At 70.8% G+C, this 25,124-nt stretch carries 21 protein-coding genes; 7 read left to right on the forward strand and 14 right to left on the reverse strand.

Annotation, left to right across the window (positions count from 1 at the left end; all coding sequences use genetic code 11):
• Positions 1-4: 4 nt before the first annotated feature.
• From SH922_RS18385 to SH922_RS18420, 8 genes are all read right to left on the reverse strand, one after another.
• Positions 5-580, reverse strand: a complete 576-nt coding sequence (locus tag SH922_RS18385; RefSeq protein WP_393063607.1) for a SigE family RNA polymerase sigma factor — start codon at positions 578-580, stop codon at positions 5-7.
• 358 nt (positions 581-938) lie between these two features.
• The gene (locus SH922_RS18390) at positions 939-2,003 is read right to left on the reverse strand and encodes an aspartate-semialdehyde dehydrogenase (RefSeq protein WP_393059033.1); all 1,065 of its coding nucleotides are present in this window, start codon (positions 2,001-2,003) and stop codon (positions 939-941) included.
• Positions 2,000-3,271 carry an aspartate kinase gene (locus SH922_RS18395; RefSeq protein WP_326660415.1) on the reverse strand — a complete coding sequence of 424 codons (1,272 nt, stop codon included), beginning with the start codon at positions 3,269-3,271 and terminating at the stop codon, positions 2,000-2,002. The genes SH922_RS18390 and SH922_RS18395 overlap by 4 nt, the downstream gene beginning before the upstream one ends.
• Positions 3,272-3,492: 221 nt before the next feature.
• Positions 3,493-5,583, reverse strand: coding sequence for a LamG-like jellyroll fold domain-containing protein (locus SH922_RS18400; protein WP_393059034.1), 2,091 nt, complete (start codon positions 5,581-5,583; stop codon positions 3,493-3,495).
• A 145-nt stretch (positions 5,584-5,728) separates the two neighbouring features.
• Positions 5,729-6,340: a GNAT family N-acetyltransferase gene (locus SH922_RS18405; RefSeq protein WP_393059035.1), complete on the reverse strand. Its 612-nt coding sequence runs from the start codon at positions 6,338-6,340 to the stop codon at positions 5,729-5,731.
• A 71-nt stretch (positions 6,341-6,411) separates the two neighbouring features.
• A complete protein-coding gene (locus SH922_RS18410; protein ID WP_393059036.1) occupies positions 6,412-7,071 on the reverse strand; it encodes a DUF5063 domain-containing protein in 660 nt (219 codons plus the stop codon).
• A gap of 101 nt (positions 7,072-7,172) precedes the next feature.
• Positions 7,173-7,772: a recombination mediator RecR gene (gene recR / locus SH922_RS18415; RefSeq protein WP_266780167.1), complete on the reverse strand. Its 600-nt coding sequence runs from the start codon at positions 7,770-7,772 to the stop codon at positions 7,173-7,175.
• 100 nt (positions 7,773-7,872) lie between these two features.
• Entirely contained in the window at positions 7,873-8,208 is a 336-nt protein-coding gene (locus SH922_RS18420) for a YbaB/EbfC family nucleoid-associated protein (protein WP_393063608.1), read from the reverse strand.
• A 393-nt stretch (positions 8,209-8,601) separates the two neighbouring features.
• Between SH922_RS18420 and SH922_RS18425 the strand changes: the two genes are divergently transcribed.
• Positions 8,602-9,381, forward strand: coding sequence for an SLATT domain-containing protein (locus SH922_RS18425; protein ID WP_393063609.1), 780 nt, complete (start codon positions 8,602-8,604; stop codon positions 9,379-9,381).
• Between the two features lie 59 nt (positions 9,382-9,440).
• Here the strand turns inward: SH922_RS18425 and SH922_RS18430 are convergent, their stop codons facing one another.
• The 3 genes from SH922_RS18430 to SH922_RS18440 form a co-directional block, all read right to left on the reverse strand.
• Complete coding sequence (locus SH922_RS18430; protein ID WP_393059037.1) at positions 9,441-10,091, reverse strand: hypothetical protein; 651 nt, start codon at positions 10,089-10,091, stop codon at positions 9,441-9,443.
• 167 nt (positions 10,092-10,258) lie between these two features.
• Positions 10,259-11,023, reverse strand: coding sequence for a GntR family transcriptional regulator (locus SH922_RS18435; protein WP_393059038.1), 765 nt, complete (start codon positions 11,021-11,023; stop codon positions 10,259-10,261).
• An 83-nt stretch (positions 11,024-11,106) separates the two neighbouring features.
• Positions 11,107-12,468 (reverse strand): aspartate aminotransferase family protein, encoded by a 1,362-nt coding sequence (locus SH922_RS18440; RefSeq protein ID WP_393059039.1) that lies wholly within the window; start codon positions 12,466-12,468, stop codon positions 11,107-11,109.
• Positions 12,469-12,637: 169 nt separating this feature from the next.
• Between SH922_RS18440 and SH922_RS18445 the strand changes: the two genes are divergently transcribed.
• The 4 genes from SH922_RS18445 (at position 12,638) to SH922_RS18460 (ending at position 18,062) form a co-directional block, all read left to right on the forward strand.
• Positions 12,638-13,234, forward strand: coding sequence for a type 1 glutamine amidotransferase family protein (locus SH922_RS18445; protein ID WP_393059040.1), 597 nt, complete (start codon positions 12,638-12,640; stop codon positions 13,232-13,234).
• Positions 13,231-13,755: a MarR family winged helix-turn-helix transcriptional regulator gene (locus SH922_RS18450; RefSeq protein WP_393059041.1), complete on the forward strand. Its 525-nt coding sequence runs from the start codon at positions 13,231-13,233 to the stop codon at positions 13,753-13,755. Before SH922_RS18445 ends, SH922_RS18450 begins: the two co-directional genes overlap by 4 nt.
• A gap of 107 nt (positions 13,756-13,862) precedes the next feature.
• Positions 13,863-15,875 (forward strand): serine/threonine-protein kinase, encoded by a 2,013-nt coding sequence (locus SH922_RS18455; RefSeq protein ID WP_393059042.1) that lies wholly within the window; start codon positions 13,863-13,865, stop codon positions 15,873-15,875.
• Positions 15,876-16,073: 198 nt separating this feature from the next.
• Positions 16,074-18,062, forward strand: coding sequence for a YncE family protein (locus SH922_RS18460; protein WP_393059043.1), 1,989 nt, complete (start codon positions 16,074-16,076; stop codon positions 18,060-18,062).
• Between the two features lie 117 nt (positions 18,063-18,179).
• Here SH922_RS18460 and dnaN read toward each other — a convergent pair whose 3' ends face one another.
• Complete coding sequence (dnaN, locus tag SH922_RS18465) at positions 18,180-19,304, reverse strand: DNA polymerase III subunit beta (RefSeq protein WP_393059044.1); 1,125 nt, start codon at positions 19,302-19,304, stop codon at positions 18,180-18,182.
• A gap of 368 nt (positions 19,305-19,672) precedes the next feature.
• On the opposite strand from dnaN, the gene SH922_RS18470 reads away from it, so the two are divergent.
• Complete coding sequence (locus SH922_RS18470; RefSeq protein WP_393063610.1) at positions 19,673-21,145, forward strand: helix-turn-helix domain-containing protein; 1,473 nt, start codon at positions 19,673-19,675, stop codon at positions 21,143-21,145.
• 65 nt (positions 21,146-21,210) lie between these two features.
• On the opposite strand, the gene SH922_RS18475 is transcribed toward SH922_RS18470, so the two are convergent.
• Both SH922_RS18475 and SH922_RS18480 read right to left on the reverse strand, forming a co-directional pair.
• On the reverse strand, positions 21,211-22,104 hold the full coding sequence (locus SH922_RS18475) for a glycoside hydrolase family 19 protein (protein ID WP_393059045.1): 894 nt from the start codon (positions 22,102-22,104) through the stop codon (positions 21,211-21,213).
• A gap of 313 nt (positions 22,105-22,417) precedes the next feature.
• Positions 22,418-23,266 (reverse strand): glycoside hydrolase family 19 protein, encoded by an 849-nt coding sequence (locus tag SH922_RS18480; protein WP_393059046.1) that lies wholly within the window; start codon positions 23,264-23,266, stop codon positions 22,418-22,420.
• Positions 23,267-23,538: 272 nt separating this feature from the next.
• On the opposite strand from SH922_RS18480, the gene SH922_RS18485 reads away from it, so the two are divergent.
• Positions 23,539-25,074: a substrate-binding domain-containing protein gene (locus SH922_RS18485; RefSeq protein WP_393059047.1), complete on the forward strand. Its 1,536-nt coding sequence runs from the start codon at positions 23,539-23,541 to the stop codon at positions 25,072-25,074.
• The last annotated feature ends 50 nt before the right edge of the window (positions 25,075-25,124 follow it).

Raw genomic sequence — 25,124 nt, forward strand, 5'->3', positions numbered from 1 at the left:
CGACTCATGCCTGCGCCTCCATCACCACGCGCAGCGCCGCGATGCCCCGGGAGCCGTACGCCTTCACCGAGCCCAGGGATATCCCCAGCGTCTCGGCGACCTGCGCCTCGGTCATGTCCGCGAAGTAGCGCAGCACCAGCACCTCCCGCTGGCGCCGTTGCAGCCCCCGCATCGCCTTGATCAGCGCGTCCCGCTCCAGCTGGTCGTACGCCCCCTCTTCCGCGCTCGCCATGTCCGGCATGGGCTTGGAGAGCAGCTTCAGCCCGAGGATGCGGCGGCGCAGCGCGGAGCGGGAGAGGTTGACGACGGTCTGACGCAGGTACGCAAGCGTCTTCTCCGGCTCGCGTACCCGGTTGCGCGCCGAATGAACGCGGATGAACGCCTCCTGCACGACGTCCTCACAGGAGGCCGTGTCGTCCAGCAGCAGGGCGGCGAGGCCGAGCAGCGAACGGTAGTGGGCGCGGTAGGTCTCGGTGAGATGGTCGACGGTGGTTCCGGCTGCCACGCTCTCCTCAGCGCCCTCGCGCTGCGACGGCAGCCGCGCAGGCCGCGCTGCGGGCATGGGCGCGATCACCGGCATACCGCCGGCCGCGCGGGGCCGTCTGAGCGGTCGCACCGAAGCGCCGCGCAGGGGGCCCACCACTGTGATATCGAGAACCTCTGCCACGCCAGTTGGACACGTTTCCCCCCGTCAGGGTTGTACGCATACGGCACCGCGTTTGACACCATGCGATATGCCCTCATACGACCCGCTCTTCCCCGAATGCCCCGAATATGCGCCCCGCCGCGCAGGAAGTGACCACTGAGACGCCTGCCACCCGGCCGGCGGTTGCGACGGACCGAAAGGTCATCGTCGGCCACCGCGATACCCCAGCTCAAGAGGTTCAGACCAGCAACTTGCTCACAGGACGTTCACAGAGCGTACAGAACAGGTTCGATCAGGACCGGGGAAATTCGGCAGCCACCGCTTCGGCGATCTGCGCGACGTTCAGGGCCGCCCCCTTGCGGAGGTTGTCCCCGCAGAGGAAGAGCTCCAGCGCCCTGGGGTCGTCCAGCGAACGACGGACCCGGCCGACCCAGGTCGGATCCGTGCCCACTACATCGGACGGGGTGGGGAAATCTCCGGCTCCCGGGTTGTCGTACAGCACGACGCCCGGTGCGGTTGCCAGGATCTCGTGGGCCCGGTCGACCGCGACCTCGTTCTCGAAGCGGGCGTGCACGGACATCGAGTGCGTGGCGATCACGGGTACGTACACACAGGTCGCCGAGACCTTCAGGGCGGGCAGATCAAGGATCTTGCGGCACTCGTCGCGGATCGCCAGCTCATCGGACGACCAGCCGCCGCCCGCGTCCGTACCGGCCCACGGCACGACGTTGAGGGCGACGGGTGCGGCGAACGGGCCGTCGTCCGTGTCGCCCACCACGCGGCGTACGTCGCCCGGCTTCGTACCGAGTTCGGTGCCGGCCACCATCGACAGCTGTTCGCGCAGTACGGCGACGCCGTCGCGCCCGGCCCCGCTCACTGCCTGGTACGAGGAGACGACGAGCTCCCGCAGCCCGAACTCGGCGTGCAGGGCGCCGACCGCGACGATCAGCGACAGCGTCGTGCAGTTCGGGCTCGCGACGATGCCGCGCGGCCTGATCCGTACGGCATGGGGATTGATCTCGGGGACGACGAGCGGCACGTCGACGTCCGTCCGGAAGGCGGCGGAGTCGTCGATGACGACGGCGCCCTTGGACGCGGCGAGCGGCGCCCAGAGGGCGGAGACCTCGTCGGGCACCAGGAAGAGCGCCACGTCGACGTCGTCGAAGACGTCCTCGGTGAGGCCGAGGACCTCGGCCTCCTCACCGCGCACGACCAGCTTGCGGCCGACGAGACGCGGTGAGGCGATCAGTTTCACCTCGCCCCAGACATCCGCGTGTTCCGAGAGGATCTGGAGCATGACGCCGCCGATCGCCCCGGTCGCGCCGACGACCGCGAGCGAAGGGCGGCGTGCGGTCATCGGCCGGTGCCCCCGTACACGACTGCCTCGTCGGAGTCGCTGTCGAGACCGAAGGCGGTGTGCACGGCGCGCACGGCCTCGTTGACGTCGTCTGCCCGGGTGACCACCGAGATGCGGATCTCGGAGGTCGAGATCAGCTCGATGTTCACACCGACGTCGGACAGCGCCTCGAAGAAGCCCGCGGTGACGCCCGGGTTGGTCTTCATGCCCGCGCCGACCAGGGAGATCTTGGCGATCTGGTCGTCGTAGCGCAGCGACTCGAAGCCGATGCCGGCCCGGCTGCGCTCCAGGGCGTCGATGGCCTTGCGACCCTCCGCCTTGGGGAGCGTGAAGGTGATGTCTGTCAGACCGGTGGACGCGGCGGAGACGTTCTGCACCACCATGTCCATGTTGATCTCGGCATCCGCGATGGCACGGAAGATCGCGGCTGCCTCGCCCGGCTTGTCGGGCACGCCGACGACCGTGACCTTGGCCTCGGAGACGTCGTGGGCGACTCCGGAGATGATGGCGTGCTCCACCTGCTGGTCCCCTTGCGGCTCGTTGCTGACCCAGGTCCCGCGCAGCCCCGAGAAGGACGAACGGACGTGGATCGGAATGTTGTAGCGGCGTGCGTACTCCACACAGCGGTGCAGCAGCACCTTGGAACCGGACGCGGCCAGCTCCAGCATGTCCTCGAAGGAGATCCAGTCGATCTTCTGGGCCTTCTTCACGACCCGCGGGTCGGCGGTGAAGACACCGTCCACATCGGTGTAGATCTCACAGACCTCGGCGTCCAGCGCCGCCGCGAGCGCCACCGCGGTGGTGTCGGACCCGCCGCGGCCGAGGGTCGTGATGTTCTTGCCCTCCTGGCTGACGCCCTGGAACCCGGCGACGATGGCGATGTTGCCCTCGTCGATCGAGGTCCGGATGCGGCCCGGCGTGACATCGATGATGCGCGCTTTGTTGTGGACCGAGTCGGTGATGACACCGGCCTGGCTGCCCGTGAACGACTGGGCCTCGTGGCCCAGGTTTTTGATCGCCATCGCCAACAGGGCCATGGAGATCCGCTCTCCGGCGGTCAGCAGCATGTCGAACTCACGCCCGGCAGGCATCGGAGACACCTGCTCGGCGAGATCGATCAGCTCGTCCGTCGTGTCGCCCATCGCTGACACCACGACAACCACCTGGTTGCCGTTCTTCTTGGCGTCGACTACTCGCTTGGCGACCCGCTTGATGCCTTCGGCATCGGCTACGGAGGAGCCTCCGTACTTCTGCACGACAAGGCCCACGTGCGCTCCTCGCTCAATCCATTTATCGCGGTCGGCTCAGTCTAACGAGCAGCCCGGAAACGCCCCGCCGATACCACATGCTGAGATGTCCCGCTCACCACGTGATCATCGGCGTGTCGCCCCCGAACTGCTCGTACGAGGCTGCTGCCCGCCGATCACCGCGGCACTCCCTTATGTGGCCCAACCCACACGGGGAGGGCTGGGCCGCACAAGAGCCGTGATCAGCAGGTGAGGCAGGGCTCCGCGCCGTGCCCGAGCTGGTGAACGGCGGTCTCGCCCAGCGCCCCGGAGAAAGCCTGCACCTCGTCGACCGATCCGTGCAGGTACTCGCCCCAGCCGTCAGCCGTGTGGCCGCGCCCCACCTGGAGGCCGCCGGTGCTCGTCCAGGACGAACGGAAATCCACGCCATCACTCGGCTGGCCGTCCACGTACAGCGTGACCCCATCAGATGCGGCGTCGTGGACGACCGCGATGCGGTGTCCCCCCGATCCGCCGTCGTCCGCCAGCGCCATGATGCTGACGACCGTCTCGTCGGCTCCCTGCGCATCCGCGTGGCTCATCACGAGCTCGAACCTCAGCGCCGAGGGCACGTACCGCACCTTGAACGCGTCACCGTGTTCCCCGCCCTGCGAGAGCACCGTCATGGGATGAGCGGGCTCCTGGTCCGCGAACTGGACCACCGCACCGATGGTGAAACTGTCACCGGTGTCGACGACCGGGCTGTCCGTGGCGGCATACCCGCCGGCCCCGTCGAGATCCAGATGCCCGGAATCGACGAGTGGATAGGCGGGCGGCACGCATTCCGGGTCGGCAATCGGGTCACACGCGTCGGCCGGCAGGTTGTAGACCGAAGCGCCGGCCGCGAGCTGCATCGGCTCACCGCCGTGGAGCTCCGGGCTGAGACCGTCGGACGCGGTCTCCAGGGACCAGTGCCCCCGCTCCTGCGGGACGCGGCGGGCCAGCTCCGCGGCCTCATCGGGGACGACGACCCGGTCGTACGTCCGGACGTCGCCGATCTCGCCCTGCCAGCGGTCCCGGTAGCCGGCCTTGCCGCGTGCGCGGCCGATCTGGAAGTCACCGGTGACCGTCGAGGGTGCGGACTCGGTGGCGGTGCCCGCCTCCTGGCCGTTCACGTACAGATGCGCCAGCCCCGTCTCGTCGTCGTACAGGCCGAGCACATACGCCCACTCGCCGGTCTCGGGACGGCCGCCGCTGACGCGCGTACCGCCGATACCGAACGACCAGACCGGGTCACCGTCTCCGGTACGGGCTCCGAGAGTGAACCCGGGCGCGCTGCCCGCGTCCTGGCTGGCGAGCGTCATGTCGTGGTCCAGCGCCGCAGGCCGCACCCATCCGCCGACCGCGAAGGTCTTTCCGGTGTCGACGACCTGCGCGGCGGGCGTCAGGAAGCCGTGCCCCGTCCCGTCGAGCGTCGCCGTGGACGTCAGCGGGGTCCCCGAGGGCGCCGGGCCACCGAAGGTGACACCCGTGCCGGCACGGGCCGCGGGCCCTGCCGTGGGTGCGGCGGACTTGGAGCCCGCAGGATCGGCCAGTGCCCACTGCCCGACCGGGGAGCGGCCCGCCTGGACGAAGAAACGGTAGTAGGTGGTCGCACTGCGACGGCCTGAGCGGTCGTTCGCGGAGACCTCAAGGCGGCCCGGTGCCGTTGACGTCGGCATGAAGCGGATCTCCGCGGAACCGTCCGGCCCGTCCGCCTTCACCGTCCCGTACGGACCCCCGACGAAGTAGTACGTGTAGTCGACGACGTCGTCCGACGGGGAATCGAAGTGGAACGTCCCGTAGACCCCGACGCCGTCCGACCGGAAGACGTCCTCCGGGTATTCGGCCGAAGTGACCGTGGGCTTCTCCGGACTCACATCGTCGATCACGAACTCGCAGGCTGCGCCACTGGCATCGGCCGCACTCCACGGCGAGACGGCCTCGCCGTCATCGGCCCGCACCCGCCAGGAGATGATCGTCGACGCCGGAAGGTCCGAGGGAAGCTGCCACGCCGCGGCGGAGCCTGAATCCACCAGCCCCCGAGAGTGGTAGCTCCGGCGCTGCTCGACGCCGTCCCCGTCCGTCCACCACGCCTCGAACTCCCCGGTGACGAAGTTCCCCTCCGCGGGGCCGTCGTCCTCCACCGGGTCGTTCAGCACCGCCGCGACCCGCGGGGCCGACGACACGTACGGCCGGTCATCCCCCGCGGCACACGCCTTCGAACCCGTCGTCAGATCCGCGACGACCGGCTGGAGCGGCGGCAGATTGTCCGCGGCCACGGCCGCGTTCGGCGCCGCCATCACGACCGCCACACCGACCGACAGTGCCCCGAGCCACCGGGCTCTCCTACGTCTTATCCCGCTTGTCATGCTTTCGAGTCCCCTCCCCTGCAAGGCCCGTGGTGATCACGGGCTGGGGGAGGCTAGCAGCGGGCACCGACACCGGCCCCGGCATTTTTCACACGCCGAGCGGAGGTCGCTGTCGGGCGGCTCCCCGAACCTCTCGTGGGCCCGAACCCTGCGCGACCGAACCCGGCCACTCCGCGCGCAGCATCGCGAACAGCACGGTGTCGTACCGCTTGCCCGCCACCAGTACGGTCTCCCGGCGCCGGCCCTCCTCCCGGAAGCCCGCCTTGGTGAAGGCGCGGACGGCCCGCTCGTTGCCGCTCCAGGTGTCGAGCTCGATCCGGTGCAGGCCGAAGGCCCCGAACAGGTGCCCCACCAGCAGCCTCAACGCCTCCGAGCCGTACCCGCCGCCCCAGTGGTCCCGGCTGCCGATGGTGACGCCCACCGTGACCAGCCCGGCGAAGGGGTCCAGGTCCCGGTAGTCCACCATCCCGATCACCGCGCCGTCGGTCAGATCCTCGACCGTGAGGACGGCTGAATCCCTCGGGCTCAACCGCAGCATCGTCTCGAAGGCATTTCCGATGGCCTCCGCCGTGACCGGCCCGAAGACCGGGTCACCACCCGCGGCCCAGTGCACCACCTCCGGGTCGTTGCGCCAGCGGAAGTGATGCTCTGCGTCCTCCGCGCGCAGCGCGCGGAGCCTTACCGACATACCTTCGATCATCGGATGATCGTAGATCTTGGGCGGACCTGCGGCGATCTTGTTTCGAACCACCCGGCCCGAAACCCCCGCGGCTACTTCACCGGCCGCAGCCCCAGCGGGCCCGCGATCTCCTCGACCATGACGCGGCCGGCCTCCTCGGCCAGGTCGTCGTCGCCGGCGTCCTGGTCGGTGTCCAGGCCGTCGAGCTCCTGGAGGGGCTGGTTCAGCCGGATGTGGGCGATCAGCGACTGGAGGGCGCGCAGGGCGGCGGAGGCGGTGGAGCCCCAGTTGGAGAAGTAGGAGAACTGCCACCACCACAGGGCCTCCGTGGTGCGGTCCTCCTCGTAGTGGGCCAGGCCGTGGCGCAGGTCCGTGACCAGGTCGGCCAGGTCGTCGGAGATGCGTGCCGGGACCGGGGCCTTGCGGGGCTCGTACGGGTCGAAGACCTCGGAGTAGACGTCGATCGGCTCCAGCAGGGCCGCGAACCGCTCGCGCAGGCCGTCCGCGTCCGGCTCGGCACCCAGGTCCGGCTCGTAGCGCTCGTCGGGAAGGATGTCCTCGTACGCGCCCAGCCGGCCGCCGGCCAGCAGGAGCTGGGAGACCTGGAGGAGCAGGACCGGGACGGCCTCCTCGGGCTCCTCGACCATGGACACCTCGGTGACCGCGACGATGAACGTCTTGATCTGGTCGGCGATCTGGACCGCGAAGTCGTCGGGGTCCTGCGTGACAGTGTTCAGCGTGGCGTCAGACATCGAGGAGACCTCCCGTGGGCACGGTCGCAGACGGTGAGTAGAAGATAGCTGCGCTGAACGTAAAGCCGTCGTGAGACCGCCGGTCGACGGCTGGAAAACGATCAGACATCGAGCAGGCGCCTCCCCTCGAAGGCGCGGCCGAGGGTGACCTCGTCCGCGTACTCCAGGTCGCCGCCCACCGGCAGCCCGCTGGCCAGCCGGGTGACGCGCAGGCCCATCGGCTTGACCATCCGCGCCAGGTACGTCGCGGTGGCCTCACCCTCCAGGTTGGGGTCGGTGGCCAGGATCAGTTCGGTGATGGAGCCGTCGGCGAGACGGGCCAGCAGCTCGCGGATGCGCAGATCGTCCGGGCCGACGCCCTCGATGGGGCTGATCGCCCCGCCCAGGACGTGGTAGCGGCCCCGGAACTCGCGGGTCCGCTCGATCGCCACGACGTCCTTCGGCTCCTCGACCACGCAGATGACCGTCCGGTCGCGGCGCGGGTCCCGGCAGATCCCGCACTCCTCCTGCTGTGCCACGTTGCCGCACACGGCGCAGAAGCGGACCTTGTCCTTGACCTCCAGGAGCGCATGGGCGAGACGGCGCACATCCGTGGGCTCCGCCTGCAGGATGTGGAAGGCGATCCGCTGCGCGCTCTTGGGACCGACGCCGGGCAGCCTGCCCAACTCGTCGATGAGGTCCTGAACCACGCCTTCGTACAACGGAACGCCTTTCGGGCCGGGTCGGCTGCGTCGTGGTACGTACCGTAGGGGGTACGTACGGTCTTGGGTACGTCCGCGGTCGTAAGCGGTACGTCCGCGGTCAGAAGGGGAGGCCGGGCATGCCGCCCAGGCCCTGGGCCAGCGGGCCCAGCTTCTGCTGCTGGATCTGCTGGGCGTTCTCGTTCGCCGCCTGGACCGCCGCCACGACGAGGTCCGCGAGCGTCTCGGTGTCCTCCGGGTCCACCGCCTTCGGGTCGATCACCAGGCCGCGCAGCTCGCCGGAGCCGGTGACCGTCGCCTTCACGAGGCCACCGCCCGCCTGACCCTCGACCTCGGTCCTCGCGAGCTCCTCCTGCGCCTCGGCGAGGTCCTGCTGCATCTTCTGAGCCTGCTGCAACAGCTGCTGCATGTTGGGCTGACCACCACCGGGAATCACGGTCACTCCAGGCATTTCGACGACAAATGTTTCGGTAAGCCGAGCCTACGTGGTCCCCGGGCGGCGCGCTCCACCCACTGGTGAGCAACTCTTTCGAGTGAGTTCGGGCAGACCGTGGCGAGCCTCCTATACCTGACCAGAGGCCCTGCGCACCCAGGAATACCGCGATTTCGACCCCACGGCCCACCATTCGGCGGTAGGAAGGGGGGCGTCCCGGTACGCCCACGCCCATCTCCCGTCACGCAAGGTTACGCACGGGGGACTGCGGGTCGCGCCGGGGCCAGTGAGCAGCGAGTGCACAGAGAGCAGAGATCCGCCCATCGTCGAGTACGCGGTCGAGAACACGCGTCGCTATGCAGCATGCAGAGGAGTACCCCGGTGAGTCAGCCGGAGATGCAGCCCGAAGGGCCGCCCCGCAACGAATCCGGTGTGCCCGGTCCGGTCACTTCCTCCGGTGCGGGCTCCGGCGCTCGGAGCCGTGAGACGCAGGGCAGGGACCTGACCGGGACGCCCTTCCCGCTCGGTGACTGGGGCGAACCCGCCCAGCGGCTGGACGAGCTGTACCGATGGGTAGAGGCCGACGCGCTGCGCACCGCCGACTGGTATCTGGGCGACCGGGTGTGGAAGCGGCGCGGCGCCAGGGCGCTGCGGCTGGGGACCGCGGCCGGAGCGGTGGCGGGCGCCGCGCTGCCGCTGCTCGACCTGACGGGCGCGCTGCACGGCGCGGCCGGCTGGGGCTACCTGTCGCTGCTGCTGGGCGCCGCGTGCATGGCGTGCGACCGGTACTTCGGGCTGACCTCGGGCTGGATAAGGAATCTGGCCACGGCGCAGGCCGTGCAGCGGCGGCTCCAGGTGCTGCAGTTCGACTGGGCCTCGGAGTGCGTGCGCGAGGTGCTCGGCCCGGCCGAGGGGACGGCGAGCGAGGCGGCCGAGCGGTGCCTGGGGGTGCTGCGGCGCTTCTCGGAGGACATCACGGAGCTCGTACGGTCGGAGACCGCGGACTGGATGGTGGAGTTCCGGGCCGGTCCCGCACCGATGGGGATGCAGACGCTGGTCTCCGGCGGCTCGGGCGGTGGGCGCACGGAGCCGGGGGCGCAGCCGGGAAGGTTCCCGCTGCAGTCGATGGGCCGGCCGAACATGCCGCGGCAGCGGCCGCCGGAGTCCCCGCGGTGACCGGTCACCGGTGAGCACCGCGGGGAGCGGCGGGGTCCGCACCCGGCAGCCCCGGTCCCTCAGCTGAAAATGATCATCGAGCCCTGGGCGAGGCTGCGGGTGACCGCCGCGTGCAGGCCGAGCCAGACGTGGCGTTCCCGGGCGAACGGGTTGTCGTCGTACGGGATCGGCAACGCCGGTTCCTCCAGCGCCGTGGGCGCGGCGGGCGGCAGCGGGGCGGGCGGCGGGTTGGCCGGATCGATACCGATGGACGGGGCGACGAACTGCAGCTCCCGCAGCAGGCCGTGCGCCGAGCCGAGCGGACCGCCGCCCTCCAGCAGGGCGTCGGTGGACAGCGGCCCGGCAAAGTCCACGGGGACGTACGCGCCCGCGTGGTCGTAGTGCCACACCAGGTGCGACTGCTGGGCGGTCGGCTCGAACATCTCCAGCAACTGCTCGTAGTCCCCGCCCAGTTCGTCGACCGGGGTGACGGCGAGGCCGCTGAGGTGGAGGAGGTAGGCGCGGCGCAGGAAGTGCAGCGCGTCATAGTCGAAGCCCGCGACCGGGGCCACGTCACCGGTAAGTCCGGGCATGTACGCGTAGACGGGCACGGGCGGCAGCCCTGCCTCGACGAGCGCTTTGTCGTAGACGGCTATCTCTTCGGCGAAGGGGTTGTCGGGGCTGTGGCACAGCACATCGACGAGGGGGACCAGCCACAGGTCACAGGCCACGAAGTCTCGCTCTCATACGGGGATGCGTGCGGTGGTGCGATGGTCGGGACAGCGTAATGCGGTCGGGACGTCGCGGACAGTGGTCCCTCACGACCGGCTCGGCTCAGCTCGCTCAGTCGGCTCGGCTCAGCTCAGTCGGCTCGGCTCGGCCCGTCCGTCCGGATCGGTCAGGTCCTCGGACGCCCCTGGGCCGCGGGACCGTCCGGCCCGTCCGGCCGTGGTGCGTGTCCCGGATGAGCCGGGTCTCCGGCGGCCAGCCGGTCCGCCCAGCTCAGGGCGTGGCCGTTGTAGTCCGCGACGGCCCGGCGCAGCGCCTCGCGGTCGCGGTGCGAGATCGCGGCGACGAGTTCGGGGTGCCCGTTCCACAGCCAGTCCCGTACGTCGGCGTCACCGCGCAGGTACGGGACGGCGAACACCCAGGCCTGGACGCGCAACCGGTGCAGGAAGTCGGTGATGTAGCTGTTGCAGACGAGCGCGCCCAGCTCGCGCCAGAAGCGCAGGTCGTAGCCGATGAGGATGTCCAGGTCGCCGCCGCGCGCCGCACGGGAGGCCTCCTCGGCCCGGCGGCGTACGGAGACGAGCGCATCCCGGTAGGCGGCCTGCTCCGGCGGCGAGGGGGGCGGTCCCGTGAAGACCTCCCGGATGACCCCGTCCATGACCAGGGTTCGGGCCTCCACCATCGCGCGGTAGTCCGCGACGGTGAACTCGTGGACCCGGAATCCGCGGTGCTGGTCGGATTCGAGCAGGCCCTGTGCGGAGAGGTCGAAGAGTGCCTCGCGGACGGGTGTCGCGGAGACGCCGTACTGCTCGGCGATCTGTTTGACGGTGAACTCCCGTCCCGGCTGCAAACGCCCGGCCAGCACCTCGTCACGCAGCGCGTCCGCGATCTGCTGCCGCAGCGTACTGCGGGTGACCGCTCCGCTCGCGCGCATGGCGCCCCTCCCCATTTCGGCCTCGGGTCACCTTAGACGAGGGAAAGGGGAGGGGCGCGGGCCGACGTCGCTCGCGGGCGTCGTTACGCGGTGTGTTCGTCGGCCACCGACAGTGCGGCGTCGAGAGCGGCCAGGCCCTCCTTGGCCTCGGCCTCGGTGACGTTGCACGCAGGAACGGCGTGTGTGCGGTTCATGTTGATGAAGGGCCACAGGCCGTTCCTCTTCGCCGCAGCGCCGAAGGCCGCCATCGGCGCGTTGGCCTCGCCCGTCGCGTTGTAGGGGACCAGCGGCTCGCGGGTCTCCTTGTTGCGGACCAGCTCCAGCGCCCAGAACGCGCCGAGGCCGCGGACCTCGCCGACCGACGGGTGGTTCTCGGCGAGCTCGCGCAGACCGGGGCCGAGGACCGTCTCACCGATGTGGGCGGCGTTCTCGATGACCTTCTCGTCCTCCATCACATGGATGGTGGCGACCGCGGCCGCGCAGGCCAGCGGGTGGCCGGAGTAGGTGAGGCCGCCCGGGTAGGGGCGGGTCTCGAAGGTGGCGGCGATCTCGGCCGAGATGGCGACGCCGCCGAGCGGTACGTAACCGGAGTTGACGCCCTTGGCGAAGGTCATCAGGTCGGGGGTGACGTCGAAGTGGTCGGCGGCGAACCACTTGCCGGTGCGCCCGAAGCCGGCCATGACCTCGTCGAGGACGAAGACGATGCCGTACCGGTCGCAGATCTCGCGGACACCGGCGAGATAGCCCGGCGGCGGCGTCATGATGCCGGCCGTGCCCGGGATGGTCTCCAGGATGATCGCGGCGATGGTCGAAGGACCCTCGAAGGCGAGGGTGTCCTCCAGGTGCTGGAGCGCGCGGGCGCACTCCTCCGCCTCGGTCTCGGCGTAGAACGGCGAACGGTAGAGGAACGGGGCCCAGAACCGTACGACTCCCGCCGAACCGTTGTCGGACGCCCAGCGGCGCGGGTCGCCGGTCAGGTTGATCGCGGTGGAGGTGGCGCCGTGGTACGAGCGGTAGGCGGACAGCACCTTCGTGCGGCCGGTGTGCAGCCGGGCCATCCGGACGGCGTTCTCGACGGCCTCGGCACCGCCGTTGGTGAAGAAGATCTTGTCCAGGTCACCGGGGGTGCGCTCGGCGATGAGGCGTGCGGCCTCGGAGCGCGACTCGATCGCGAAGGCGGGCGCGAAGGTCGTCATCTTCGCCGCCTGCTCCTGGATCGCGGCGACGACGGTGGGGTGCTGGTAACCGATGTTGGTGTAGACGAGGCCGCTGGTGAAGTCGAGGTAGCGGTTGCCGTCGTAGTCCCAGAAGTACGACCCCTCGGCGCCGGCGACGGCGAGCGGGTCGATCAGGCCCTGGGCGGACCAGGAGTGGAACACGTGCGCGCGGTCGGCGGCCTTGACGGCCGCGCCGGCGGCGGAGTCGACAGGGGGATGAGGGGTCATGCGGCGAGCGTAGGCGGCGGCGGGCGGCGGCGGGTATGGCCACCTTGTATGGCGTGGGCCGCCTGGTTCGGCAGGGTGTCGGGTCGCCGCGAGCTCTCCAGCTATTGACAACATGCTGTCGAAGCGACAGCATGTTGTCATAAGCGTTCTTCCCGACGAGGAGGCCGTCATGACCCGCAGGACAACCGCACACCTGGCCGTGTACGACACATACGCCGACTGGGAGCCCGGGCACACGACCGCCCACCTCGCCCTCAACGGCTTCACCGTCCGGACGGTCGGCCCCACGACCGCTCCCGTCACCAGCATGGGCGGGCTGAGCGTGCACCCCGATCTGGTGCTCGCGGAGCTGCGCCCCGAGGACAGCGCACTGCTGATCCTGCCTGGCGCCACGCTGTGGGACTCCGGCGAGGCGCTCGCCCCCTTCGCCCGCACCGCGCGCGCCTTCCTGGACGCGGGCGTGCCGGTCGCCGCGATCTGCGGGGCGACGGCGGGCCTGGCCCGCGAGGGACTGCTCGACGAGCGGGCGCACACGAGCGCGGTCTCCTTCTACCTGGCGGCCACCGGTTACGCGGGCGGCAAGCACTACACCGACGCCGACGCCGTCACCGACGGCGACCTGATCACCGCAGGCCCCACCGAACCGGTCGCGTTCGCCCGCGAGGTCTTCGCCCGCCTCGGGGTGTACGACGAGAAGAAGCTCGACGCCTGGTTCCGGCTCTTCCACGATTCGGACGCGAGCGCGTACGAGGTGCTTCAGGGATGAGCGACGCGGACCAGGACCGGCTGAGCCGGACCGCCCTCGGGATCTTCCACCTCAACGGCCGGTTCCTCTCCGTGGCGGAGAAGCTGGCCGCTCCGGCCGGACTGACCGCCGCGTGGTGGCAGGTGCTCGGCGCGGTGATCACCGAGCCGCTGCCGGTCTCCGGAATCGCCCGGTCGATGGGTATCACCCGGCAGGCCGTGCAGCGCATCGCCGACCTGCTGGTGGGCAAGGGCCTCGCGGAGTACGTCCCCAACCCGGCCCATCGCCGCGCGAAGCTGCTCCGCCCGACGGAGGAGGGCCGCACGGCGATGTCCCGGATCAACCCGGGCCACGCGGAGTTCGCGGCGCGCCTGGCGCGGGAGCTGGGAGACGAGGGCTTCACGGAGACGGTGCGGGTCCTGGAGCGCCTGACCCGGGCCATGCAGACGCTGACCGGTCCCGACGCCCCGGGCCCGGCCGGCTCATCGGGCCCTTCCGACTCTCCGGGTTCTTCCGACTCCCCGGGTTCTTCCGGCGATTGAGGGCGCGGCCCGAGCACGGACCCGGCACCGCGGCCCCGTCCCCGCACACCCACGCCGCTATTCTCGACCCGTCCGGCGTGTCGCCGTACGGGGGAGGACTGCACACCATGGAGAAGCTCGGGGCCACCGATCCGCAGCGCATCGGCGCCTACCGCCTGCTGGGCCGGCTCGGCGCAGGCGGCATGGGCCAGGTGTACCTGGCCCGCTCGGACCGCGGACGCGTGGTCGCGCTCAAACTGGTCCGCGAGGAACTCGCCGAACAGCAGGAGTTCCGCGACCGGTTCCGGAAGGAGGTGCAGGCCGCCCGCCTGGTCGGCTCCACCTGGACCGCCCCCGTACTGGACGCCGACACCGAGGCCGCCGTGCCGTGGGTCGCCACCGGATACGTCGCCGGCCCTTCCCTCCAGGCCACCGTCTCGGGGCGCGCGAGCACCTCGGCGGGCCCTGCCCCGGGGGCGTACGGCCCACTGCCCGACCGCTCCGTCCACATCCTGGGCACCGGTCTCGCCCACGCCCTGCGGGCCATCCACTCCGCAGGGCTCATCCACCGCGACCTCAAGCCGTCCAACATCCTGCTGACGATCGACGGCCCGCGCGTCATCGACTTCGGCATAGCCCGGGCCCTCGACACCATCACCGACGGCGGCCTCACCCGCACCGGCGCCCTGGTCGGCTCGCCCGGCTTCATGTCACCCGAGCAGGTGCGCGGCGAGCGCGTGACGCTGGCGTGCGACGTGTTCTGCCTGGGGTCGGTGCTGGCGTACGCGTCGACCGGGCGGCTTCCGTTCGGTGCGGCGGCCAGCGGGGTGCACGCTCTGCTGTTCCGGATCGCACAGGAGGACCCGGACCTCACCGGGGTGCCGGTCGACCTCGTGGAACTGATCCAGGACTGCCTCCGCAAGGACCCCGGGGCCCGTCCGTCCACGGACGAGATCCTGGAGCGGCTGGACGAGGGCGACAGCGCGGAACCCTGGCTGCCGGGCGCACTCATCGCCCAACTCGGCCGCCATGCAGTGGGGTTGCTGGACTCGGAAGACCCGACGGGCACGGTCCCGACGGACGCGGTCCCGACGGACGCGGTTCCGACGGACGCGACCCCCGCCGACCCCGCACCCATCGACGCCGCGCCGAAGGACACCGTCCCGAACGGCGCGCCCCCGGACAACGCGCCCCCCACCGCCCAGGCACCGGCCGAGGCCACACCACCGGCACCACCCGCGCCCGCGCAGCACCCCGCGCCCGGTAGCGTCCAAGCAGTCCCCACCATGGTCGCCACCCCCACGCCCACCGGTCCGCCGGCCGGACCGCCACCGCCCGGGACGCCCACCCCCACGTACGGCTATCCGCAACTGCCCGCCCAGCCGCACCCGGGCCAGGGGTACGGATATCCGCACCAGCAGAACCCCGACCAGGGCTATGCGTACGGCTATCCGCAGCAGCCGGGCTTCGGCCCCACGCCCCCGTACGGCCCGCCCCACCCGACCGGCATCCAGCCACCCGTCCCCGCGCCCCCACGCCGGAGCGCCGGCTCGACGGTCGCCCTCGTCGCGATCGCGGTGCTCGTCGCCATAGGAGCCGGCGGGTCCGTCTACGCGCTCATGAGCGATCACGGCGCGACCACCACCGCCTCCCCCACCGGCTCGGCCGACCCCTCCCCGACGGGCGGTTCCTCCGACTCGCCCTCCCCCGAAGGCGCGCAGGACCCGTCGGCCGACGACAACGGGCAGAGCGGCGACGACGAGGAGAACGGCAACGAGGAGGGAGACATCCCGGAGGGGTATCTGGGCACCTGGTCCGGCAGCATCGACAACGCCACCGGCCACTCCACCCGCGAACTGGTCATCCAGCAGGGCCAGGTGGGCGATGCCGTCCTGAGCCTCACCGCAGAGGGGCCGCTGGACGGCGGCGGCACCTACCGCTGCGTCTTCCAGGCGGACCTGGCATCCCAGCCGTCCGACGGCGAACCGGTCAGCCTCGGCCCGTCCACGGTGACCACGGGCGATCCGATGACGTCCTGCACCCCGGGCAGCCCCACCACCCTCACCCTGCTCCCGGACGGCACCCTGAGCCGGGTGAACACGGACTCCGGCGAGTCGCTCACCTACACGAAGTCCGGCTGAGCCGGACCAGGTTGCACACCGAGAGGCCGACACCGGCGGCCGGGACGGCCGGTCCACGGACGCGGCAACGGGCCCCTGCGCCGTATATGTGCACGCGCTGTGAAGATCATGCCTTACCCTGCGACCCTGGGCCGTACCCCTTTCTCGTCTTAGGGTGCCACGCGGCCCACATTCACCGTGGGGGTAGACGTCATCATCATGCGTACACGAAGAATCTCCACCGCGACCTCGCTCGCGGTCCTCTTCAGCTCTGTAGTGCTGGTCGGCGGTGCGGCGAACCCGGCCGCCGCCGACTCCAGCAAGATTCTTCCTGCCGCGTCCGTCGGCGACATCGTCACCGACGGCGTGCACAAGCGCGTCTTCATCAGCGACCCGACCGACGGCAAGGTCCTCGTCACCGACTACAACGGTGCGCTCGTCGCGACGATCCCGTCGCTTCCCGGGGTGACCGGGCTCGACCTGTCCGCCGACTCCGGCACGCTGTACGCCGCCGTAGCGGGCGCCGATGCCATCGTCACGATCGACACCGCGGCGCTCACGGAGTCCGCCCGGTACGACACCGGCAGCGGCACGGGCCCGAAGTACCCGGCGCTCGCGGGCGGCAAGCTCTGGTTCGGATACGGCTCGGCCGGCGCGGGCCAGATCGGTTCGCTCGACCTGACCGGCGCCGAGCCGGTCGTGAACCTGGGGCAGGAGACGGACGGCACCTGGTACGCGGCGCCGACCCTGGCCTCCACTCCGGGCGCACCCGACGTGCTGGCGGCCGGTATCGAGGGCCAGAGTCCGGTGGAACTGGCGACGTACGACGTGGCCTTGGGAACGGCCACCCGGACCGCGTCCACCCGCACCGATGGGAGCAACCTGGGCGACCTCGCGCTCACCCCGGACGGCACTCAGGTCGTCGTGGCCAGCGGCGCTCCGTACAAGCACCAGGCGTACCGGACCTCGGACCTCGCGCCCGCGATCGCGTACCCGTCCGACGCGTACCCCAACGCCGTCGACATCGCACCGGACGGGACGGTCGCCGCCGGCATCTTCGGCTGGTACGACCCCGATGTCTACGTGTACAAGCAGGGCGTCACCACCGCGCCCGTGCGAACCTACGAGTTCCCCAACACCGGGAACTCCAGCGGTTCGGACACCCTGGATCCGGCAGGCCTGGCCTGGGCGCCGGACACCAGCCGGCTGTTCGCCGTCACCGTGAACAGTCTCGGTGTCCACTCGCTGCGGGTGCTCACCGACCCCAACCGGTCCGTCACCACGGTCACGGTCACCGCCCCGCCGAAGGCGACGCGCGGCAAGAAGGTCATGGTCACCGGCAAGGCGGTGTCGAACGCCCCGTTCACCGCAGGCGCCACGGCCACGGTGACGCGTACCGACCTCGAGTCGCCCACGGGCAAGGTCCTGCCTCCCGTGGCGCTGAAGCCGGACGGCGCGTTCCATTTCGTCGACACGCCGCCCGCGGGCAGCACGGTCACGTACAAGGTGTCGTACGCGGGTGACGCCACCCACTCCCCCGGGTCGGGCAGCGACAAGGTCACCGTCTCCCGCGCGGCCACCTCGCTGACCCTGAACCGCAACAAGGGGCTGTACGCGTACGGCACCGATGTGTCGTTCACCGCGCACCTCGGCACGACGTACAAGAACCGCGCCGTCGAGCTGTGGGTGGATCCGTTCGGCGCGGACAAGCCCAAGAAGCTGGTGAAGACCGGCAAGGTCGACTCCAAGGGAAATCTGTCCACCACGGTCGACATGACGCGGGACACCACCGTCACCGCCGTCTTCAAGGGTGACGCCCGCTACGCGCCCAGGACGGTCACGTCCACGGCGTACGCCAAGGTGGCGGTCTCGACCTCCATCTCCAAGCAGTACAAGAACGTCAAGATCGGCTCCACCACGTACGCGTACTTCCACAAGAAGACCAACCCGGTCTTCACGACGAAGATGACGTACTACAAGAACCGCAGCCACCTGCTCTCCCTTGAGCTCTACTACGCGGGCAAGTGGTACGACGCGGGCTCGCAGTACTTCAAGCTCGGCACCGGGGGCTCGATCGTGACGCTGAGCGGCACGCATGAGACGGGCTACCGGATGCGTGTCCGCGCCTCGTACGTGAACAACACATCGGGCGACAACGTGAACTCGACGACCCACGGGGCCTGGAAGTACTTCTACTTCACCAAGTAACCGCGCAGGCAGGCCGGATGGCTGCGGGGCCGGGCGTCTTCAGTCCAGCCCCGCAGCCGTCGCCCTTCGCCCGGCCCCGCAGTTGTGACCGTTGGGCGGAACCCGGTCGGAAGTGCCCTACATCAGCGGCTTGACCGACATGAGCAGGTGCTGGTGGGACGGCTCCGCCGTGCCCGCCGCCTCCTCCCGGTCCGCGTGCCCGGTGACCATGGCGCGCTGGCCGGGGCCCATCAGCTGGAACCGGATGACCGGGGTGTCGAACGAGGACAGCGCGTCCATCAGGTACGAGGGGTTGAACGCGACCGTCAGCTCATGGGCCCCCGCCAGTTCGGCAGGCAGCCGCTGGGATGCCACGTCGTCCTCGTAACCGGCCTGGAGAAGCACCGAGTCCGCGCTGAAGGCGAATTGGAGCGGGCTGTCCCCGTCCGCCACCACCGAGACCCGCTTCACGGCCTCGACCAGCGGTTCGCGCCCGGTCACCGCCGTGACCGGGTCGGACAGCGTGAACAGCTTGTCGTGGCGCGGCAGTCGACCGTCCAGGAGCCGGACCGTCGTCCGCATCCCGTCCAGCTCGAACCCGGCAGAACCGCTGTCCAGCGCGAGGCTGACCGTGCCCGCCCGGCCGAAGGAGCGGGCGATCTCGGAGAGCCGGCGGGACGGGACGACGACATCGGCCGAGACGTCCGCCGCCGCGGGCTTCCACGCCAGCCTGCGGACCGCGAAGCGGTACCGGTCCGTGGCCGCCAGGGTCATCCGCTCCCCGTCGAGCCCCAACCGGACCCCGGTGAGCGTCGGCAGGGTGTCGTCCCGGCCCGCGGCCACCACCACATCGGCGACGGCATCCGCGAACTCCTGGCCGTCCACCGCCCCGAGCACCTCGGGCAGCGGCGGCAGAGCCGGATAGTCGTCGAGCGGCAGCACCGCCAGACCGAAACCGGCGCCGCTGCCCGTCACGGTGAACCGGGACCCCTCGACCGCGCATTCCACCGCCCCCTCGGGCAGCACCCGGCACACATCCAGCAGCCGGCGGCCCATGACCAGCACCTTGCCTGCCCGCGCGGTCTCGGCCGGCACCTCGATGCGGGCGGACGCCTCGTAGTCGAGGCCGGAAATGCGGAGCCGGCCCTCGGCCGCCTCCAGCAGCAGACCGCCCAGCACGGGGACGGGCGACCGCGTCGGCAGCACCCGGGCCGCCCAGGCCACCGCGTCCGTCAACTCGCCGCGTTCGATCCGGAACTCCATGGTGGTGACCTCTTCCTCGCGCGCGGACCGTCTCCGGTCTCCGACGCTAAGGGGCACCACTGACAACGCAACGCTGAGGCGGCTGCGGCCGACGGCAGCGGCCACCCCCGTGAGCCGCTGCCGTCGTCCCCCGTGCCTCTCCCCCGAAAGGCCCGCAACCGCGTTCGGACTCTAGGTCGCGGGGCAGGAGAGGGAAAGATTCAGTTCGCACTGTGTGGCCGAGCAGAGGTATCAGTTCGCACAGCCGAACCGGTACGCTGCACTCCGGTTTTTGGCGGGACCAGGGACCAGGGACCACTGAACAGGGACCAAGGGACGGGGGCGGCGGCAAAGTGCACGCTCGGATGCGGGCGGACGACGTCATACGGATGCACGGCCTGGCCCGGTCGGGCGGCACGCAGGAGCTGCTGCGCTGGGTGTCGGGGCGTGCGGACGGCTGGGCGGGGCTGCTCGGCGGCGACGGCACCGTCCTGCACGGCGTCACCCGGGTCCCCGATTCCGCGGGCGTCGGATCGGCCGCACTCGCGGCCGAGTGCGCCAGGGAGCTGACCGCGCTCGGTGCCCGCTCCTTCTCCCTCGACAAGGGCACGCACACCGCGCTGCTGTACTCCCTGGAAGCGCCGCCGAACGTTCCCGCGCCGGTGCTCGCCGTGGTCGGCCGGCGTCCGCTGCCCGACGGGCTGGCCACGCTCCTTGCCGACGCGGCCCTGCCGCTGGCCATGTGCTGGGCGGCCGAGACCGTCGAGCGCAAGCGCCGTCGCGTCGACCTGGCGGAGTCCCGCGGCCGGGAGGCGGTGCTGCATCTGCTGATGACCGGCCAGCTGTCGATCGCGCACCAGGTCGCGGGCGCCCTGAAGCCCAGCCTGCCGGACCCGGTCCGGGTCTGCGTCGTCGAGTGCTCGGGCCGCGACCGGGACGAGGTGGCCCGCATCTGCGCGGACCTGTCCGGGGGGCGGTCCTGGATCGTGCGGTGCCCTGTGTACGCAAGCCACCTGATCCTCATCGTGCCCGCGACACCCGGGCAGGCGGACGGGCGTCTCGGCCCGCAGGTCGCCTCGGTGGTGGACGACTGCTTCGTCGGCAGCAGCGAGGACGTGACGCTGGCCGACACGGCGACCGCGTACCGCCAGGCGTTCCATGCGCTCGCCGTCTCCCGCGGGCTTCCGAAGCGGCACGCCCGCTTCGGCTCCGCTCCCGAACTCGCCCTGGTGGCCGGTGCCGAGGGCGCCCGGTGGGCGGACGAGCTGCTGGCCCCGCTGCTCGCCCATCTGCCGCGGCGCGGCCAGGACCCGGGCAGCCAGGAACTCGCGGCGACGCTCGCCTCCTGGCTCGCGTTCTCCTCGCACGCGACCGACCATCTGAAGATCCACCGCAACACCCTGGCCGCGCGCCTGCGGCTGATCGGTGAGCTGTTGGATCTGGACCTGAACAAGCTCGCCGACCAGTCCGCGATCGACCTGGCCCTGCGCATCCGCGCCACGCCCGCCCTGCCCCGGCCTGCCCGGCGGGCCGGGGCTCCTCCGTCGGAGCCCGTGCGCACGCTGGACGAGATCCTGCGCGTACCGGCGGTCCACTCCTGGGCGGTGCAGCAACTGCGGCCGCTCGGTGGCCCGGGGGCTGCCGGCAGCCCCGCGGATCCGCACACCACACTCCGCACCTGGCTGGCGTGCGAGGCCCAACTCGGGCCTTGCGCAGGGGCGCTGGGTATCTCCGTGCCCGGGGCGCGCAAGCGGCTGAGCCGGCTGGAGACCGTGCTCCAGCGTTCGCTGCTGCGGACGCCCAGCGCCCGGTACGACCTGTGGCTGGCGTTCCGGGCCCTGGACCTCGCGGACGGCGGATGACGGCGACGGGGGGCGCGCCGGGCCGTCGGGCCTGACGCACCCCCCGTTCCAGGGGAGTTCAGCCGTCAGCAGCTGAGGTTCGACCCTGCCGTCGTACCGAGGATCTGCACGAAGGCCTGGTACTTGTCGATCCGGCTCTGGACCTGGGCGGGGTTGCCGCCGTTGCACTCCAGGGAGCCGTTGATGGAGCGGATCGTCTCGCCGAATCCGGCGCCGTTCACCATGGCGTTGTGGGCCGTCATGGTGCCGGGGCCGTTCTGGGTGTTCCAGTACCAGAGGCCGGTCTTCCAGGCCACGGACGCGTCCTGCTCGACCAGGTAGGGGTTGGCCAGCAGGTTGATGCCGAGCGCGTCACCGGCGGCCTTGTAGTTGAAGTTCCAGCTGAGCTGGATCGGCCCACGGCCGTAGTAGGCGGCCTGGCCCGCGGGGCAGCCGTAGGACTGGCTGGTGTCGCAGTAGTGCGGGTAGTTGGCCGTGTTCTGCTCGACCACGTACACCAGGCCGCCCGTCTCGTGGCTGACGTTGGCGAGGAAGGCCGCGGCCTCCTGCTTCTTCACCGTGTCGCTGCCGGTGTTGGCGAAGCCCGGGTAGGCGCTCAGGGCGGCGGTCAGACCGCTGTACGTGTAGAAGGAATTGCGGCCAGGGAACATCTGGTTGAACTGCGCCTCGCTGACGACGAACCCGTCGGACGAGCCCGGGCCGCCCGGGTCCGTACCGCCGCCTCCGCAGCTGCCCTGGTCGGCCCAGACGTCGGAGCTGCCGGGGGTCTCGTTCTGGGTCCACCACTTGGCGGTCCAGTTGTGCCCGTTGTACGAGGCGGCGCCGCCGCCCGTGTAGACGGAGGAGGAGTTCCAGGCAGCCGCGCACTCGGCCGCGGAGGCGGTGGTGGCGGGGAGTATGACGACCATCGCGACGACCGCGCCCAGCGCGGCGAGCAGGCCCATGATGCGTTTGATCATGCGAGCACTCCTTCGGTGCGGCGCACCGAGCTCGTCGGCGCGCCGCCATGGGGGGTGACGCCACTCAAGCGCTGCTGGTCTGAACCTGTCAAGGTCTAGACCAACACGAAGAAGCCTTCCCCGCGCCGCCCCCGCAACGGCCGCCACCAGCTGCCCCGTTACGCGCACGACCCCTCAACAGGCCCGATCCGGAGGGAGCCCGTCCAGAACGGCACGGGTTCCGAGGGCGGCTCCGAGGGCAAAAACCTTCGGACCCGTCCAGCATGCGGGACACCGCCTGCTCGGCCATCGAGTGCCGCACGGCGGTGCGGCATCAACAGGTGAGACGCGAGCCGGGGTTCGTGCCGATGATCGCGGTGATCCGCTCGTACTTGGCGACCCGCGCCTGCACCGAGGCGGGGTTGCCCCCGTCGCACTCCAGGGACCCGTTGAGCGACCGGATCGTCTCGCCGAAGCCCGCGCCGCCGACCATGGCGTCGTGCGAGGTCATGGTCCCGGGGCCGTTCTGGGTGTTCCAGTACCAGAGCGCGGTCTGCCAGGCGACCGACGGATCCCGCTCCACCAGCCACGGGTCGTTCAGCAGATCGAGGCCGAGCGCGTCGCCCGCCGCCTTGTAGTTGAAGTTCCAGCTGAACATGATCGGGCCGCGCCCGTAGTACGCGGACTGCCCGGCCGGGCAGCCGAACGGCTGGCTGTAGTCGCACTTGATCCAGTAGTTGGCCTCATTGATCTCCTTCACGTACTGCAGGCCGACCGATTCGAAGTCGGCGTGCGTCAGGAAGGCCGCGGCCTCCCGGCTCCTGGTCGCCTCGGTTCCGGTGTTCGCGAAGCGCGGGTAGGCGTGCAGGGCGTCGATCAGACCCTGGTACGTGTAGAAGGCGTCGCGGTCCGGGAAGATCTCGTCGAACTCCGCCTCGCTGATGACGAAGTCGGAGACCCCGCCCGTACAGGCGCCGCGGTCCTCCCAGACGCCGGCGGCACCCGGGTTCTCGCCCCGCGTCCACCACTTCGCCGTCCAGTTGCGGCCGTGGTGGGCGACGGTGCCGCCGGCCGCGTAGGAGGTCGAGGAGCTCCAGAGAGGTGCGCACGCGGCCGAGGCGGCGGATGCGGCGTTCGCGGCGGCGTTCGCGGTGACGGGGAGGAAGGCCGCCGTCGCAATCACGGCACTCAGTACGGTCAGAACGCTCTTGATGCGGTTCAGCGCTGCTCACTCCTTCGGCAGGGCACCCCGAACAGGCTCCGGCATGCCGTCGGGCATCCCGACACCCAACCCCGATTGGTCTGGACCTGTCAAGGTCTGGACCAATCACCCCCTGCCCGAACGGCGGGCGAACACCTGGCGACAGAAGCGGGTACTCACCATCGCCCGCGCTCCCGGCTGCATACGGTGACCCGCACTCGTACAGACGTCCGGCAGCCGAGGGGGAACGGGTCGTGGAGTGGTTCAGCGCCGAGAACATCGTGGCCGTACTCACCGCAGTGCTGGGCGTCCTCGCCTCCGTGGGCGTGCTCTGGTACGAGCGCCGCGTCCCACGCCGCAAGCGCATCGGCTACCGGGTGCAGATGGACACGCCGATCGGCAGCGAGGTCAGCCAGGCGCGGGCCAACGTGCGACTCGGCCTCTTCGACGAGACCCCGGACATGGCGGACGCCACCCTCGTCCTGCTCCGCATCGAGAACGACGGCTCGCAGTCCGTCGACCGCGGCGACTACACCGGACCGGACGGACAACTCCACGGACTGGTCGTCGAGTTCACCGAACGCCGGGTGCGCGGCATCGCCGTCACCCACTCCCCGGGCGCCGAACACCTCATGGACCACTTCACCCCGTCCGAGGGACTCCGCGGCAGCGGGTCGCTGATCCGGCTGCCGCGCGTCCCGCTCAACCGGGGCGAGCACTTCAAACTCCTGGTCCTGCTCACCGGTTCACGCGTGGGCAGCCCCATCCGCATCACCGGGGGCATCCGGGACGGCGAGGTACGGACGAACACCGCGGCCCGCCCGGACGAGAAGCCCCCGCTGTTCGGCCGGGCCGCCCGGTTCATCACCGTGGCCCTGACCCTCTGCGTCATCACGCTGGCCTCCATCATCCTGGTCCGGGACGACACCCCGCCCCCGATCGGCTGCGCCCGCGGCGAGCTGACCGTGACCGGCTCCACCGCCTTCGAACCTGTCCTGCGTGAACTGGCGGAGAAGTACGGCAAGGCGTGCGCGGGCGCCACGATCACCGTGGACCCGCACGGCAGCACCGCCGGGATAAGGGAACTGGCCGAACGGGGCGCCGAGGCCGGAAAGGCCGGCTCACCCGCCCTCGTGGCCCTCTCCGACGGCCCGAAACCGAGCGGCTTCCCGCAGCTGCGCGAGAACCGCGTCGCCGTCTCGCTCTTCCGCCTGGTCGTCAACGACAAGGTCCCGCTGAAGAACCTGACCACCGACACCGTCCGCGCCGTCTACCGCGGCGACATCAGCAACTGGAAACAGCTCGGCGGCCCCGACCTGCCCGTGCTGCTGGTCAGCCGGGACGCCAACTCCGGTACCCGCGAGGTGTTCCAGCGCCGGGTCCTGGGCCGCAACGAACCCGCCCAGTCCTCCCGCGACTGCACCACCAAGGACGACCCCGAGGCCCCGGTCGTCCGCTGCGAACTCGACTCCACCGACCAGGTCCTGGCCGAGGTCGGCCGGCTCGACGGCGCGATCGGCTACAGCGAACTGCGCACGGGGACCAAACCGGCCGGGGCGCACCAGATCGCCATCGACGGTGCCACCCCGTCCGTCGACACGATCGGCACCAGCACCTACCCGTACCGGGAGATCGAGTACGCGTACACGTACGGCAGCCCGCCCGCCGACTCGCTGGCCTCCAGCTTCCTCTCCTACCTCAGCAGGGGCAGCGGCCAGGACGTCATCCGCACCCACGGCCACCTGCCGTGCGCGACGCCGGAGGGACTGCGGATCTGCGGCGAGGACTGAGGGCGGGTACGCGGGAGGGCCGGGGCGCACTCGGCGGCCCGGCCCTCCTT

The organism is Streptomyces sp. LN549 (assembly GCF_043203805.1).
GTDB lineage: Bacteria > Actinomycetota > Actinomycetes > Streptomycetales > Streptomycetaceae > Streptomyces.

Excerpts from the sequence above, each read along its gene's own strand:
- SH922_RS18385 (WP_393063607.1), bottom strand. The coding sequence starts at position 580 with ATGCCGGTGATCGCGCCCATGCCCGCAGCGCGGCCTGCGCGGCTGCCG.
- SH922_RS18390 (WP_393059033.1), bottom strand. The coding sequence starts at position 2,003 with ATGACCGCACGCCGCCCTTCGCTCGCGGTCGTCGGCGCGACCGGGGCG.
- SH922_RS18405 (WP_393059035.1), bottom strand. The coding sequence starts at position 6,340 with ATGATCGAAGGTATGTCGGTAAGGCTCCGCGCGCTGCGCGCGGAGGAC.
- SH922_RS18410 (WP_393059036.1), bottom strand. The coding sequence starts at position 7,071 with ATGTCTGACGCCACGCTGAACACTGTCACGCAGGACCCCGACGACTTC.
- SH922_RS18425 (WP_393063609.1), top strand. The coding sequence starts at position 8,602 with ATGCAGCCCGAAGGGCCGCCCCGCAACGAATCCGGTGTGCCCGGTCCG.
- SH922_RS18435 (WP_393059038.1), bottom strand. The coding sequence starts at position 11,023 with ATGCGCGCGAGCGGAGCGGTCACCCGCAGTACGCTGCGGCAGCAGATC.
- SH922_RS18440 (WP_393059039.1), bottom strand. The coding sequence starts at position 12,468 with ATGACCCCTCATCCCCCTGTCGACTCCGCCGCCGGCGCGGCCGTCAAG.
- SH922_RS18445 (WP_393059040.1), top strand. The coding sequence starts at position 12,638 with ATGACCCGCAGGACAACCGCACACCTGGCCGTGTACGACACATACGCC.
- SH922_RS18450 (WP_393059041.1), top strand. The coding sequence starts at position 13,231 with ATGAGCGACGCGGACCAGGACCGGCTGAGCCGGACCGCCCTCGGGATC.
- SH922_RS18455 (WP_393059042.1), top strand. The coding sequence starts at position 13,863 with ATGGAGAAGCTCGGGGCCACCGATCCGCAGCGCATCGGCGCCTACCGC.
- SH922_RS18460 (WP_393059043.1), top strand. The coding sequence starts at position 16,074 with ATGCGTACACGAAGAATCTCCACCGCGACCTCGCTCGCGGTCCTCTTC.
- dnaN (WP_393059044.1), bottom strand. The coding sequence starts at position 19,304 with ATGGAGTTCCGGATCGAACGCGGCGAGTTGACGGACGCGGTGGCCTGG.
- SH922_RS18470 (WP_393063610.1), top strand. The coding sequence starts at position 19,673 with ATGCACGGCCTGGCCCGGTCGGGCGGCACGCAGGAGCTGCTGCGCTGG.
- SH922_RS18475 (WP_393059045.1), bottom strand. The coding sequence starts at position 22,104 with ATGATCAAACGCATCATGGGCCTGCTCGCCGCGCTGGGCGCGGTCGTC.